The 12,443-nt window shown below is 45.5% G+C and carries 14 protein-coding genes (1 of these 14 only partly in view); 2 read left to right on the top strand and 12 right to left on the bottom strand.

The features are described from left to right. The 3 genes from pssA to ABXT70_RS02210 form a co-directional block, all read right to left on the bottom strand. Positions 1-723, bottom strand: partial view of a CDP-diacylglycerol--serine O-phosphatidyltransferase gene (gene pssA, locus ABXT70_RS02220; RefSeq protein ID WP_443641557.1) — the 5' portion only. 33 nt of this gene lie to the left of the window's left edge; 723 of the gene's 756 nt are visible here — the first part of the coding sequence; its start codon is at positions 721-723; its stop codon lies off the left edge, out of view. A 124-nt stretch (positions 724-847) separates the two neighbouring features. Then, entirely contained in the window at positions 848-1,339 is a 492-nt protein-coding gene (gene ilvN, locus ABXT70_RS02215; protein ID WP_443641556.1) for an acetolactate synthase small subunit, read from the bottom strand. Then, positions 1,339-3,060, bottom strand: coding sequence for an acetolactate synthase 3 large subunit (locus ABXT70_RS02210; protein ID WP_443641555.1), 1,722 nt, complete (start codon positions 3,058-3,060; stop codon positions 1,339-1,341). Before ABXT70_RS02210 ends, ilvN begins: the two co-directional genes overlap by 1 nt. Before the next feature lie 436 nt (positions 3,061-3,496). Here ABXT70_RS02210 and ABXT70_RS02205 point away from each other — a divergent pair, with 436 nt between their 5' ends. Continuing rightward, the gene (locus tag ABXT70_RS02205; RefSeq protein ID WP_443641554.1) at positions 3,497-3,763 is read left to right on the top strand and encodes a hypothetical protein; all 267 of its coding nucleotides are present in this window, start codon (positions 3,497-3,499) and stop codon (positions 3,761-3,763) included. Between the two features lie 42 nt (positions 3,764-3,805). On the opposite strand, the gene clpB is transcribed toward ABXT70_RS02205, so the two are convergent. The 3 genes from clpB to rluD all read right to left on the bottom strand — a co-directional run bounded on the left by clpB (position 3,806) and on the right by rluD (position 8,265). After that, positions 3,806-6,391, bottom strand: a complete 2,586-nt coding sequence (gene clpB / locus ABXT70_RS02200; RefSeq protein WP_443641553.1) for an ATP-dependent chaperone ClpB — start codon at positions 6,389-6,391, stop codon at positions 3,806-3,808. A 135-nt stretch (positions 6,392-6,526) separates the two neighbouring features. Beyond that, a complete protein-coding gene (gene pgeF, locus ABXT70_RS02195; RefSeq protein WP_443641552.1) occupies positions 6,527-7,273 on the bottom strand; it encodes a peptidoglycan editing factor PgeF in 747 nt (248 codons plus the stop codon). A 20-nt stretch (positions 7,274-7,293) separates the two neighbouring features. Continuing rightward, positions 7,294-8,265 (bottom strand): 23S rRNA pseudouridine(1911/1915/1917) synthase RluD, encoded by a 972-nt coding sequence (rluD, locus tag ABXT70_RS02190; protein ID WP_443641551.1) that lies wholly within the window; start codon positions 8,263-8,265, stop codon positions 7,294-7,296. Between the two features lie 133 nt (positions 8,266-8,398). Between rluD and ABXT70_RS02185 the strand changes: the two genes are divergently transcribed. Next, positions 8,399-9,271, top strand: coding sequence for an outer membrane protein assembly factor BamD (locus tag ABXT70_RS02185; RefSeq protein ID WP_443641550.1), 873 nt, complete (start codon positions 8,399-8,401; stop codon positions 9,269-9,271). 7 nt (positions 9,272-9,278) lie between these two features. Here ABXT70_RS02185 and nadE read toward each other — a convergent pair whose 3' ends face one another. The 6 genes from nadE to ABXT70_RS02155 are packed head-to-tail and all read right to left on the bottom strand — an operon-like array spanning position 9,279 to position 12,404. Further along, complete coding sequence (gene nadE / locus ABXT70_RS02180; protein ID WP_443641549.1) at positions 9,279-10,124, bottom strand: ammonia-dependent NAD(+) synthetase; 846 nt, start codon at positions 10,122-10,124, stop codon at positions 9,279-9,281. A gap of 60 nt (positions 10,125-10,184) precedes the next feature. Next, positions 10,185-10,592 carry a type IV pilin protein gene (locus ABXT70_RS02175; RefSeq protein ID WP_443641548.1) on the bottom strand — a complete coding sequence of 136 codons (408 nt, stop codon included), beginning with the start codon at positions 10,590-10,592 and terminating at the stop codon, positions 10,185-10,187. After that, a complete protein-coding gene (locus ABXT70_RS02170) occupies positions 10,576-10,809 on the bottom strand; it encodes a hypothetical protein (RefSeq protein ID WP_443641547.1) in 234 nt (77 codons plus the stop codon). The genes ABXT70_RS02175 and ABXT70_RS02170 overlap by 17 nt, the downstream gene beginning before the upstream one ends. Beyond that, positions 10,796-11,425, bottom strand: a complete 630-nt coding sequence (locus ABXT70_RS02165) for a hypothetical protein (protein WP_443641546.1) — start codon at positions 11,423-11,425, stop codon at positions 10,796-10,798. Before ABXT70_RS02165 ends, ABXT70_RS02170 begins: the two co-directional genes overlap by 14 nt. After that, positions 11,398-11,892, bottom strand: coding sequence for a type IV pilus modification PilV family protein (locus ABXT70_RS02160; RefSeq protein ID WP_443641545.1), 495 nt, complete (start codon positions 11,890-11,892; stop codon positions 11,398-11,400). The genes ABXT70_RS02165 and ABXT70_RS02160 overlap by 28 nt, the downstream gene beginning before the upstream one ends. After that, positions 11,883-12,404 carry a GspH/FimT family protein gene (locus ABXT70_RS02155; protein ID WP_443641544.1) on the bottom strand — a complete coding sequence of 174 codons (522 nt, stop codon included), beginning with the start codon at positions 12,402-12,404 and terminating at the stop codon, positions 11,883-11,885. The genes ABXT70_RS02160 and ABXT70_RS02155 overlap by 10 nt, the downstream gene beginning before the upstream one ends. Positions 12,405-12,443 lie beyond the last annotated feature (39 nt).

Genomic DNA, 12,443 nt, shown 5'->3' with positions numbered 1-12,443 from the left:
GCCAGATACTGCAAAACACAAAAACGTTAAGGCCAGCATAATAGGAGGCTGCAGTGAATAAACTGCAAACACCAACACCACAGCAAGCAATGCTACAAAAGGCACCTTACCTTTTAGATCTAGGTCTTTAAAGCTATAGTACTTAAAGTTGCTAACCATCAATATACCTAACGCTGCCGTCACTATAGCCACTATGTAGCTAAGGCTTTCACCGTCTAAGCCATAGTCAACGCCGGTCCAGATCATGCCAGCCATAACGCCAGCAGCAGCGGGTATTGGCAAGCCAGTAAAGTAACGACTATCGGACATTTCCAATTGCACGTTAAAACGCGCTAAACGCAATGCACCACCAGCTACATAGACAAAAGCTGCCACCCAGCCAAAATTACCTAAGCTTTGCAATGACCAAGAAAATAACACCAGTGCAGGCGCTACACCAAAAGCCACTACGTCGGCTAAGCTATCGTATTCTGCACCAAACTTACTTGAGGTATTGGTGAGACGAGCGACCCTGCCATCTAATGTATCTAAAACCATAGAGATGAATATAGCGATGGCAGCATTTTCGAAATTGCCACTCATGCCGGAGACAACGGCATAAAACCCAGAAAACAGAGATGCCGTGGTAAAACTATTGGGCAGTAGGTAAACGCCTTTTGCAGGCTTCTTAACTGCTGCCACTTCCTCTTCGTTGTTTGACTGATCGGAAGACTCTTTACTCATGGAAACACTGCTCTTGAAATGAATTAGCGCTAGCTTAACATGCCTGCGCAACAATACTAAAACCTTAGACAGACAAAAGGCCGTAAATACGACCTTTTGTAACTTCATATAAACCTAACATGCACTATATACTCAGTACTTTATCTCCTCGAGCAATGCCCGACACACCCGTTCGCACTGTTTCCAATACATAGGCTTCGCCTATTGCATTGATAAAGGCATCTAACTTACCTTGATCACCAGTCAACTGAACAGTGTAAATACTACTGGTCACATCAACGATCTGACCACGAAAAATATCCACTGTACGTTTCACTTCATCACGATGCTGACCAGTAGCCTTAAGCTTAATTAACATCATTTCACGCTCGATGTGATCGCCTTCTGTAAGGTCCACCAACTTCACCACTTCAATCAACTTGTTGAGTTGCTTAGTGATTTGCTCAATAACACGATCACTACCAGACGTCGTTACCGTAAGGCGAGACAATGTGGGGTCTTCCGTTGGTGCGACGGTCAAGGTTTCGATGTTAAAGTTACGCTGAGAAAACAAACCCACTACGCGAGACAGCGCACCAGCTTCGTTTTCTATTAATACCGCAATAATATGTCTCATTAAGTGCGCTCCGTCTTGCTCAACCACATGTCACGCATGGAACCCTTGGGCACCAGCATTGGATAGACATGTTCTGTTGGGTCAATATGGATATCGAGGAATACCAATTCATCTTTTAGGGCAAACGCCTGCTCCAAAGCAGGCATAAGCTCTGCTTCTGTTTTAACAATAATGGCCTTATGGCCATACGCATCCATTAGTTTGTGAAAATCTGGCAATGACTCAACGTAAGACTGAGAGTGACGACTCTCGTAATTCATGTCCTGCCACTGGCGCACCATACCTAAAGACTGGTTATTCAAACACACAATCTTTACCGGTATTTCATACTGACTACAAGTAGAAAGCTCTTGCAGGTTCATTTGAAAACTGCCATCACCTGTTACACAAACCACTTCGGCGTCTGGGTAATGTAGCTTAACACCCATAGCCGCTGGAAAACCAAACCCCATGGTGCCTAAACTACCAGAATTGATCCATCGGTTTGGCTTGTCATATTTGTAATATTGGGCCGCAAACATTTGATGCTGACCTACGTCAGAACAGATGTACGCATCCCCTTTAGTGACTTTATAAAGCGCTTCAATCACTTGCTGTGGCTTAAGTAAACCATTGTCATTACGCTCGTACCGACCACCGTGGCGCTGACGCCACTGGTCAATTTCAACCCACCAATCGCTTAACGCACCCACATCAGGCTGCGTGTCACTTTTAGCCACCAATGCTAACATTTCCAGCAGTACGCTCTTAGCAGGGCCAACAATAGGCACATCTACGGCAATGGTTTTAGAAATCGATGATGGGTCAATATCAATATGAATGATTTTAGCCGTAGGACAGAATTTTTCTGTGGCATTAGTAACACGGTCGTCAAAACGCGCGCCTATATTCAAAATTAAATCTGAATGATGCAAAGCCATGTTGGCTTCATAAGTACCGTGCATGCCTGGCATGCCTATCCACTGACGATCTGTTGATGGATAGGCACCCAAACCCATTAATGTCGTGATCACTGGGTAATTAAGCACCTGAGCTAACTCAGTTGCCTCACCACAAGCCCTACCCCCTATAGTACCACCACCCACAAAAATCACCGGGCGACGAGCCCCTAACAAGAGTTCAATAGCTTTCTTAATTTGCCCGCTGTGACCACGGGTCGCAGGACTATAAGAACGCATAGAAACTGATTCAGGATAGCTGTATTCAAACTTATCTGTTGGGGTAGTCATGTCCTTAGGAATATCAATAACCACAGGACCAGGACGACCGCTACTTGCTATGTAGAAGGCCTTCTTGATTAGGCCAGGTATTTCAGAAGGGTGCTTAACCGCAAAGTTATGCTTAACCACCGGACGAGAAACACCCATCATATCGGTTTCTTGGAAAGCATCTTCACCAATTAAGGTACTAGGCACCTGTCCACAAATCACCACCATAGGAATGGAATCCATAAAAGCGGTGGCAATACCCGTTATCGCATTAGTAGCACCAGGACCCGATGTCACAAGCACTACACCTGGGTTGCCTGATGCGCGCGCATAGCCATCAGCCATATGGGTTGCAGCTTGTTCGTGTCGAACTAAAATATGTTGAATTTTCTCTTGTTGAGCCAAGGCATCGTATATGTGCAATACAGCACCACCTGGGTAGCCGTATATATACTCTACTTTTTGATCCTGTAGACTGCGGATCACCATTTCTGCGCCGGAAAGCATTTCCACTGTATTATCCTCTCACCGCATTCTAAAAGCAGCGGATGTTATTTGTCTGAGATTTATCTCATGTAACCATTAATGACTCACGGGCAGCGCTTGTAGCCAGACCGCAAAATCGTGCAGGCACGAATGTGCCTAAAGTGGTGACGCTCGGAGATCAAGCATTGTCGGGTTGCAACGTGCGTAGAACTCAGGGCAGACAAGCGAAAGGGTACTGCTTACCGTATCACAAACGCGAGGGATTACCTGCGCGACATGTGCATCAACCTAGGGGAAGAATTTTCACATGCCAAGGCCGGTAATTCAATAGCTTAAGGTAAAAAACAGAGGCTAATTTATCATATATTTTAGAAAACTATCGGGCACTTTTTCAAACCCGATACAAACATTTGATGGTATAGTGGTCTGCAAATAGCATAACGTTAGAGTTTGAGGTAGTCCCATGTCTAATTTAGAGTTACGAAATCGCGACAGAGCCATTGAAGAGCTGCGTATTTTCCTAAAAAAAATCTTCGTTGAGCCGGACATTATTCCACATTCGCTAGCCATCGCTCGTGAATTAATTGATGAAGATAATGCCGACACAATTATTGCCCAAAAAATTTCGGACACCACCAACGTTAAAATTCCAGCCGAACATAGCGATGCAGACAAGTTGTTCTTGCAGGTTTTACGTGAAGTAGTTAGAGACGAAAAGGCCATGTATTAAACAGGGCCTTTTATTTACTCGACTCAATCCAAAAAGACAAAACTAGTGCTTACTGGCCACTCCAAAGGTTAGCTTTGAATCCGCTACATCTGTCAATATAATTTGCCCAGGCAAAAAATTCCCAGCCAACAATTCCTGCGCTAACGGATTTTCCAAATTGCGCTGAATTGCTCGCTTTAACGGTCTTGCTCCATATACTGGATCAAAGCCCTCCTCCACTAATAAGTCTTTCGCCGCATCCGTTAGCTGCAAGCTCAGATCATGCTCTTGTAAACGTTCATGCAACCGCAACAACTGGATATTAGCAATTTCTCGTACATGCTCCCTTCCTAATGGATGGAACACCACCAGTTCATCAATACGGTTAAGTAATTCTGGTCTAAAGTGATTGCCCACTATATCTAATACCGCTTCACGCATTTCTTCGTACTGGCTTTCGTCTGTCATGGTTTGAATAACATCAGAACCCATATTCGAGGTCATCACAATCACCGTATTTCGGAAATTTACAGTACGACCTTGGCCGTCCGTAAGTCTGCCGTCTTCTAGCACCTGTAACAAAATATTGAAGACATCAGGGTGGGCTTTTTCCACCTCGTCCAATAACAGCACAGCATAAGGTCGTCGGCGAACAGCTTCTGTTAAATAACCGCCTTCTTCATAACCCACATAACCTGGGGGTGCGCCAATAAGCCGAGCCACAGAGTGTTTTTCCATAAACTCAGACATATCTATACGCACCATGGCTTCTTCTGTATCGAACAAGAAAGTCGCCAAAGATTTACATAATTCAGTTTTACCCACACCCGTTGGACCTAGGAATAAAAAAGACCCATTGGGGCGGTTTGGATCTGCCAAACCAGAACGTGAGCGACGCACTGCATTGGAAACGCTTGCCACAGCTTCGGCTTGACCAATGACCTGACGGTGCAATACCTCTTCCATGTTCAAAAGCTTTTCTCGCTCGCCCGCCAACATCCGACTCACAGGAATACCTGTCCACATGCTCACTACTTCAGCAATCTCTTCTTCGCCCACCTTGCTGCGCAACAGGGTGGTTTCTACATCTTCAGCCTCGTGAGCCGCTTCTAACTGCTTTTCTAGGTCTGGAATGGTTCCGTACTGTAATTCAGACATTCGCCCTAAATCACTATTTCGACGGGCCACCTCTAACTCTTGCCGGGCCACCTCTAGATGTTCTTTAAATTTTTGCACACCATGCACAGAGGCCTTTTCTGCATTCCAGATTTCAAGTAAGTCAGCGAATTCTTTTTCTTGCTGGGCTAGCTCGTCCTCTAAGCCTTTTAGACGCGCAGCAGCAGCCTTATCCTTTTCTTTTCTTAACGCTTCACGCTCAATCTTCAACTGGATCATATGACGCTCAAGCTTATCCATTACTTCAGGTTTGGAGTCCATTTCCATACGGATACGGCTTCCTGCTTCATCGATCAAATCAATGGCTTTATCAGGCAACTGACGATCAGTAATATAACGCTGAGACAATCGTGCAGCAGCAATGATGGCAGAATCGGTAATATCTACACCATGGTGTAATTCATAACGTTCCTTTAAACCACGTAATATGGCAATGGTGGCCTGCTCTGTAGGTTCGCCTACAAATACTTTTTGGAAACGGCGTTCTAAAGCGGCATCTTTTTCAATGTACTTACGGTATTCGTCTAAGGTAGTGGCCCCTAAGCAATGTAACTCACCGCGAGCTAGGGCCGGCTTGAGCATATTGCCGGCATCCATAGCACCTTCACCTTTACCCGCACCTACCATAGTATGAATTTCGTCAATAAATAAAATGACATTGCCTTCTTGTTTGCTCAACTCACTAAGCACGCTCTTAAGGCGCTCTTCGAACTCTCCACGATATTTTGCACCGGCGATAAGTGCACCCATATCCAGAGACAGGACTTGTTTACCGAGTAAACCTTCTGGCACTTCGCCATTAACGATACGTTGAGCCAATCCCTCAACGATAGCCGTTTTACCCACACCTGGCTCGCCAATCATAACGGGGTTGTTTTTGGTTCGACGTTGTAACACTTGAATAGCGCGACGAATTTCATCATCACGGCCAATCACAGGGTCTAGCTTGCCTGCTTCTGCAAGTTCAGTAAGATTAATGGTGAATTTATCTAACGCCTGACGCTCTTCTTCCGCACCTTGGCTGTTCACTTTGTCGCCACCACGTAATTTATCTATGGCTTGGGTTAATTTAACAGTTTTTACCCCAGCTTTTACCAACAAGCTTCCTACACCATTTTTATCTTGCACTAGAGCCACAATCAGCTGCTCACTGGAAACAAATTGATCACCTAATTTTCCAGCGGCCTTTTCAGCTACGTTGAACAGACGCGACAAACCACTACCAAAATGTACATCACCACTGTCATTGGCTACTTTGGCCATGTTATTTAGACGCTGACTTAGTTGAGTTTGTAACATGGGCATATCTGCCCCCGCTTGAACCAATAAAGACTGTGCTGAACCACCCTGCTGCTGTAGCAAAGCACTGAGCATATGCTCAGGCTCAATAAATTGATGGTCTAAGGAAAGAGCCAATGATTGGGCTTCACCCATGGCTTCTTGCAAGCGGTTGGTGAGTTTTTCAAAACGCATAATAAAACCTCAATAATACCTGTCAGCGCTTTTCAGAGAGGTCTGAATAAGGTGACACAGTGATTAACTTCTGGTTTATTTATGGGGTCTTGGGTATGCGATTTCAAGTAACACCTACCTCAACATTAGAAAAGCCTAAACCATCCAAATCAAACTAGCCATGCGCCCACTTGTGGGGTCACGCCGATGGGAATAGAAGCGATCTGGGGCTGATAGAGTACAATATTTACCACCAAAGACATTAGTGACACCCAGCCCAGCTAACTCTTTGTAGGCTAAAGCGTATAGGTTGCCTAACCACTTGTTAGGTTTTGCCTTTATGGGAATAAATTCTTTGCAACTACGCGAGGGGTCAACACCAAAGGCCTGAAGCACGTCCGGGCCTACTTCAAAGGCATCTGGGCCGATGGCAGGGCCAATCCACACCACAATTTGAGCAGGGTCAGAGAACTGCGCTACAGCTTTACTTAGAATGCCGTTGGCTAGCCCCTGCCAACCGGCATGAATAGCGGCCACTTGAGTGCCCGTGGTATTACACAAAAGCACTGGCAGGCAATCGGCGGACATCACCACACAGGGCCAGTTTTTGGTTTGCGTAAAGCTACCATCGCAGTCATACAAACCGGCTTTCGCGGGCAAGCTCAATAACTCTGTAGAGTGGGTTTGATTAAGCCAAAAGGGCTGGCGTTCAAGGCCAAGGTCTTGCTGCAATTGAAGACGATGTTGTTCCACACGTTCCGGATAGTCCTGCACGTGTTGAGCTAGATTGAATCCTGCAAGGCCAGTAGGCAAGTCACCGGGATTTAAGCCTGCTAAGCCACGGCAAGTAGATATTGCGCAAACATTAGCGGGTGCGGGCCATTCCGGTGTTAAGTAACACAACGACTGCCCCGTATGCTGCATTACAACCGCGAGTGAGGGTTAAGCTTGGTATCAAGGGCAAGATGCTTAAGCAAGTCGATCATATCCCCAGGCAAATCTACTTCCCACTCCATGTCTTCATGGGTAATAGGGTGCATTAGCTCCAAACGCTTAGCATGAAGAGCTTGGCGCTTAAAACCACGCAAGCTATCCAGAAACTCTTCTTCGCAGCCTTTAGGTAACCGCTGACGGCCGCCGTAAAGAGGGTCACCCTGTATTGGGTAATTAATATGGGTCATGTGTACACGAATTTGATGAGTACGGCCCGATTCTAATTTTAAACGAATGTGAGTATGGGCGCGGAAGCGACGTAGCACTCGAAAGTGCGTTATAGCTTCTTTACCTACGGCCGAAATAGCCATTTTAAGACGATTACGGCTATGACGCCCCATAGGTTCGTCTACTGTGCCGCCACCTGTAAGCACACCTTGAACCACAGCTTCATACTCGCGACCCATGCTGCGGTCCTGCAGTTGGGAAACCAATGCAGTTTGTGCAGGAATGGTTTTAGCAACCACCATTAACCCGGTGGTGTCTTTGTCTAAACGATGCACAATACCTGCACGAGGCACACCATTGAGCTGGGGGCAGTGGTGTAATAATGCATTTAATAAAGTACCACCATGATGGCCTGCTGCTGGGTGCACCACTAATCCTGCAGCTTTATTAAGTATCAAAATATGCTCATCTTCATAAACAATATCGATATCAATGGGCTCAGGTTGCCACCGTTGTTGAATTTCGATTTTACATTCTAGGGTGATTTTTTCACCACCGTAGAGCTTTTCTCTAGGCCGTAATTGTTCACCATTGACGAGTATATCGCCTTCTTCGATCCACTTTTTTAAGCGTGAGCGCGAGTAATCAGGGAACGCCACAGCGGCAATTTGGTCAACACGCATGCCTGCCCATTCTGGGTCGACTTGCGCTTGGAGAGAAATAGTTTCGTGCATGTTAAGACTTTCGTTGGCGCTAGTTGAACTAGCATATTAAACTAGGGTCTATTGTACAGTATTTGCGGGCGATTACGCTGCCCTATAGACAATGATATACTCGACGATCTCTGTAACAGGCAACTTAAACTCTATGCAACACAAGACTTCAAACCGCTTTCTTCACATTTCCGCAATTTTACTCATGGGTGCAATGCTTGGCGCATGCTCTAGCACCACTAAAGAACCTGTGATTGAGGACGTAAAACCAGAAGTGGAATTATATTCCAGCGCCATGTCAAAGCTGGAAGCCGGTAACTACCGTCCAGCTATAGAAGATTTAGAAGCCATGGAAGCTCGCTACCCTTATGGCCGCTATTCTAAGCAAGCCAAACTTGAACTGGTTTATGCTTATTATCGAAGCCGCCAGGCCGGTGAGGCAAAAACGGCAGCTGCTCGTTTTATACGTTTACATCCAGATCATGAACATGTGGATTACGCATACTATTTAAAAGGCCTAACAGCCTTTGAAGAAAACAAAGCTGCCTTAGAGCAATACATAGGTACAGACAAAGCGAAAAAAGATCCAGGTGCGGCACGAGATTCCTTTGCTGATTTCTCAACCTTACTTAACCGCTTCCCTGATAGCGAATACGCCGCAGATTCTCGTGTACGGATGGTTTATCTACGTAATTTATTGGCTAAGCATGAGATCCATGTAGCAAACTACTACCTTTCTCGTAACGCTTGGTTGGCTGCAGCAAATCGGGGCAAATATGTGGTAGAAAATTACCAGCTTACCCCTGCTGTAGAAGTCGCACTACAGATTATGGTACAGGCTTATACGGAGTTAGGATTATTAGATAATGCAAGCAATGCTCAGCAAGTATTAGAGGCTAACTTTGGTGAGAATATCACTGCTGATGAATCCGAAATAGCCTACACAGTTTGGCTGAATATGGAGGAACAGCAAACACCCGAACCACCGAATTGGTTTAGCCGTTTAACATTCGGCTTATTTGACTAACAATCCACTAAATATCCCAGTTACAGTATAGTGTCACTGGGCCTTGGCGTTTATGCTCTGTTTGACGATAACGCTGCTCTAACTTCTGCTTAACATCGCTAGAGACCGCCTTTCCTTCTAAATAATCATCTATTTGATCATAAGTGATGCCTAAGGATTCTTCATCTGCTTGCTGGGGGTTATCTTCTTCTAAATCTGCCGTTGGAGTTTTGTGCACCAAGCAATCGGGAGCACCAAGATATGCAGCCAAACTGCGTACTTGGCGTTTGTTTAACCCAAATAAGGGCGCAATATCACAGGCACCATCACCATGTTTAGTAAAAAACCCAGTGATGGCTTCGGCGCCATGGTCAGTACCAATCACCAACCCATTGAGCAAACTAGCCACATAATATTGAGCAGTCATTCTAGCCCGCGCCTTATTGTTACCCCGGGAGAAATCCAGTTTATGGGCACTTGGGTTAACCACTTTAATTAAAGACTCAGCAGCTAAATCTAAACCCTTAACCATAGCCTTAATATTAATCTCCAAGCGAAGGCTTGGTTGGATAAACTCAAGTGCTAACTGCGCATCGCCTTCATCAGCCTGCACACCGTAGGGCAAACGCACAGCAATAAATTGATATTGAGTGGTGTGATGTTGTTGATTTAATTGATCACACGCCATTTGCGCCAACTTACCTGCTGTGGTCGAATCTACTCCACCAGACAAACCTAACACCAGCGACTTAGCATCAGCAGTAATTAAACTGTGCTTAAGAAACTCAACGCGCTTGGCCACTTCTGCATCGATATCAATGAAAGGTAACGTGTGCAGTGCTGCAATTATTTTATGTTGTTGCGAAGCGCTCATGGGTTTGATCCGAAGTGCTAATGGAAAAACCTATTTTAACCCATATCATCATCAAAGTGCTTACTTGCAGACTTGGTTTTCACCCCCTTTACCAAGACTTTTCATTTCGCCAGTATCAGATAGAGTGAGACGCCAACATAATTCGTCATGGCTTTGTGGCCCATTAGCGTTCACCGTCGCTGACAGTAAAAAACCCGCATCTGACAGGTGTACTTGGTAATCATAACGAAGGGGTTCCGCGGCCGGGCTTGCAAGCCCAATGTCTTTAAAATAGTGCCCATGCTGTATACGCCACATCTCTTGCTGCAAACCTATTCGCTGCAACTGCAACCAAGCTTGTTGCCGGCCTGCAGCTAATTGATGTTGTCGCCATGTGGGCACAGCCATGGCCAACATTACACTGACTAGCGCCAATACTAGCAACAGCTCCATGAGGCTAAAACCTTGTTGGTTATTGTCCACCGACATACTTCCTCTTATTCAGCAACGGTGGCCATTGGTTAATCTTTTCTTGCATAGCTTGATGCTCTTGCCTAACACTTCGCAAACTCAACTGCGATTGCGACATCAACGTAACCACACCTAAAGCGATCATCAATACCATCATCATCACCGCCAATAATAACCAACCCTTCTGCCTATTCCTTGCAGTAAGCCTTGAGGCAGACTGTTTACGTACAAACATTAGCCAAACGCCAGATAAAATTTACAGGGTGTAGAACAACATCATCGTCTTGATGCCATAACCACAGGTTGCTTTTTCCAGCCCTCAACTGCCGGCTGGAAGGTATTCTTAACTGCAAACTAACCTTCACTTGATGTAATGCTGTAAGCGCACTGGCTTGATAGCTTCGGCGCCACTGATCGATACGGCAGTCTCTATCACTATCTACTCCAAAATAGAAATCCATTGATTCCACTTGTGCTAAAAATCCACTGTTGCGACCACCAGACCTCCGCCTTGTGAGGCTATGCCCACCACTATTATAAGCATAGTCATATTGCACACAGCGCCCCTGATACAGGCGCATTAGCTTTATAGTTTGAGCAGTACCTGACGTTACTCCAGCGCCACACGAACCGCGCCAATCTGTTAGCACTTGGGCTACCGCCAACTGGCCCAGAGATTGAGATTGAACCACCACTTGGGCCAACAATTTATGTTGATTGAACTGCAGTAAACTGGCGGTTATAGCGATCATCATCAGGGCCGCAAGACCGGTACTTAACACTATTTCTAATAGCGTAAAACCTTGCTGCTTACGTTCAGCTGTTAAAGAGCAATGTCTAGGTATATGCATGCAACTCCCTGTTGGCACTGATCTTTAGCAACAGCCAGGTTTTGGGACCACAGTAATCGAACCGACAGAGTGTCTCCACGTATGCAGCCCTTATCGCATAAAACACTAAGCTCGCTATTGGGCAGCTTTTGTTGCACTTCTGATCGCCAGTATGCAGCCCACGCCTGAGTCATGGCCACTGGATTACAGTAGCGCCCATTAAGACAGCTTGCGTCTCCTTGTAATGATGTACTTATGAGGGATTGATAGTGGTTTGGGTAGGCCCACATTTGCTTCGCTACTTGGTCTAATAGGTGATTAGCATAGTGAAGTTGCTGGCTATACATGAGCACCTTTTGGCTGTGACTTTGGGCTGTAAAAAGTACCAGAAACATAACACTAGACAAACCTAAGCTTAACAATACCTCTATTAAGGCCAAACCGTTTTGATGTGTCTTGTAATGAAATGTTAGATTGGCTAAATACATGGTGCTTTTTGCTCACGCAAACGTCCACTTGAAGAAAGCACCAATGCGTAGCCTAGGTCTTGGTTATTGGTGGAATGAGGGCCACACAAAATCATAGTACCCGATTGAGCCGTATTGCCAGCGCTATTAAAGCTAATTTGTCCACCGTGGTTAAAGCGAAAAGTGAGGCCCTGTTTGACCTGCCATTGAGATAATGAAGTTTCTGTGTGTTGCCAATAACCATCGTTGTTTGTATCTAGGTAGATCACAAAACCCACAGAAGAACCACAGACCTCAGACCAGCATAAGCTCACCTTGGCACTTTTTTGTAAACTGGATAGTCGCGCAAAACGAATCTGTTGAGCCAGTCTTTGTCTTTCGTCATACAAAGACTGAAGTTGCCATGTTGCATAAAGTTGAGGTGCAGCCAAGGAGGCTATAATAGCCATTAGGGCTAAAACAATGAGCAGTTCAAGCAAACTCCAACCGGAACCTGCACGCAACAACTTTAGACAGAGGTGGGGTAAGAGCATGACAACATCCTTATTGGCTGCTGTCTAAGTGTAGCTCAG

Source organism: Candidatus Njordibacter sp. Uisw_039 (assembly GCF_047730075.1).
In the GTDB taxonomy this organism is placed as follows: domain Bacteria; phylum Pseudomonadota; class Gammaproteobacteria; order Pseudomonadales; family Balneatricaceae; genus Njordibacter.
This window is presented reverse-complemented; position numbering and strand designations above follow the sequence as displayed.

Bases quoted from the DNA above. Each gene is read 5' to 3' on its own strand.
- ilvN (WP_443641556.1), bottom strand. From the start codon at position 1,339: ATGAGACATATTATTGCGGTATTAATAGAAAACGAAGCTGGTGCGCTG.
- ABXT70_RS02205 (WP_443641554.1), top strand. From the start codon at position 3,497: ATGTCTAATTTAGAGTTACGAAATCGCGACAGAGCCATTGAAGAGCTG.
- clpB (WP_443641553.1), bottom strand. From the start codon at position 6,391: ATGCGTTTTGAAAAACTCACCAACCGCTTGCAAGAAGCCATGGGTGAA.
- rluD (WP_443641551.1), bottom strand. From the start codon at position 8,265: ATGCACGAAACTATTTCTCTCCAAGCGCAAGTCGACCCAGAATGGGCA.
- ABXT70_RS02185 (WP_443641550.1), top strand. From the start codon at position 8,399: ATGCAACACAAGACTTCAAACCGCTTTCTTCACATTTCCGCAATTTTA.
- nadE (WP_443641549.1), bottom strand. From the start codon at position 10,124: ATGAGCGCTTCGCAACAACATAAAATAATTGCAGCACTGCACACGTTA.
- ABXT70_RS02175 (WP_443641548.1), bottom strand. From the start codon at position 10,592: ATGTCGGTGGACAATAACCAACAAGGTTTTAGCCTCATGGAGCTGTTG.
- ABXT70_RS02170 (WP_443641547.1), bottom strand. From the start codon at position 10,809: ATGTTTGTACGTAAACAGTCTGCCTCAAGGCTTACTGCAAGGAATAGG.
- ABXT70_RS02165 (WP_443641546.1), bottom strand. From the start codon at position 11,425: ATGCATATACCTAGACATTGCTCTTTAACAGCTGAACGTAAGCAGCAA.
- ABXT70_RS02160 (WP_443641545.1), bottom strand. From the start codon at position 11,892: ATGTATTTAGCCAATCTAACATTTCATTACAAGACACATCAAAACGGT.
- ABXT70_RS02155 (WP_443641544.1), bottom strand. From the start codon at position 12,404: ATGCTCTTACCCCACCTCTGTCTAAAGTTGTTGCGTGCAGGTTCCGGT.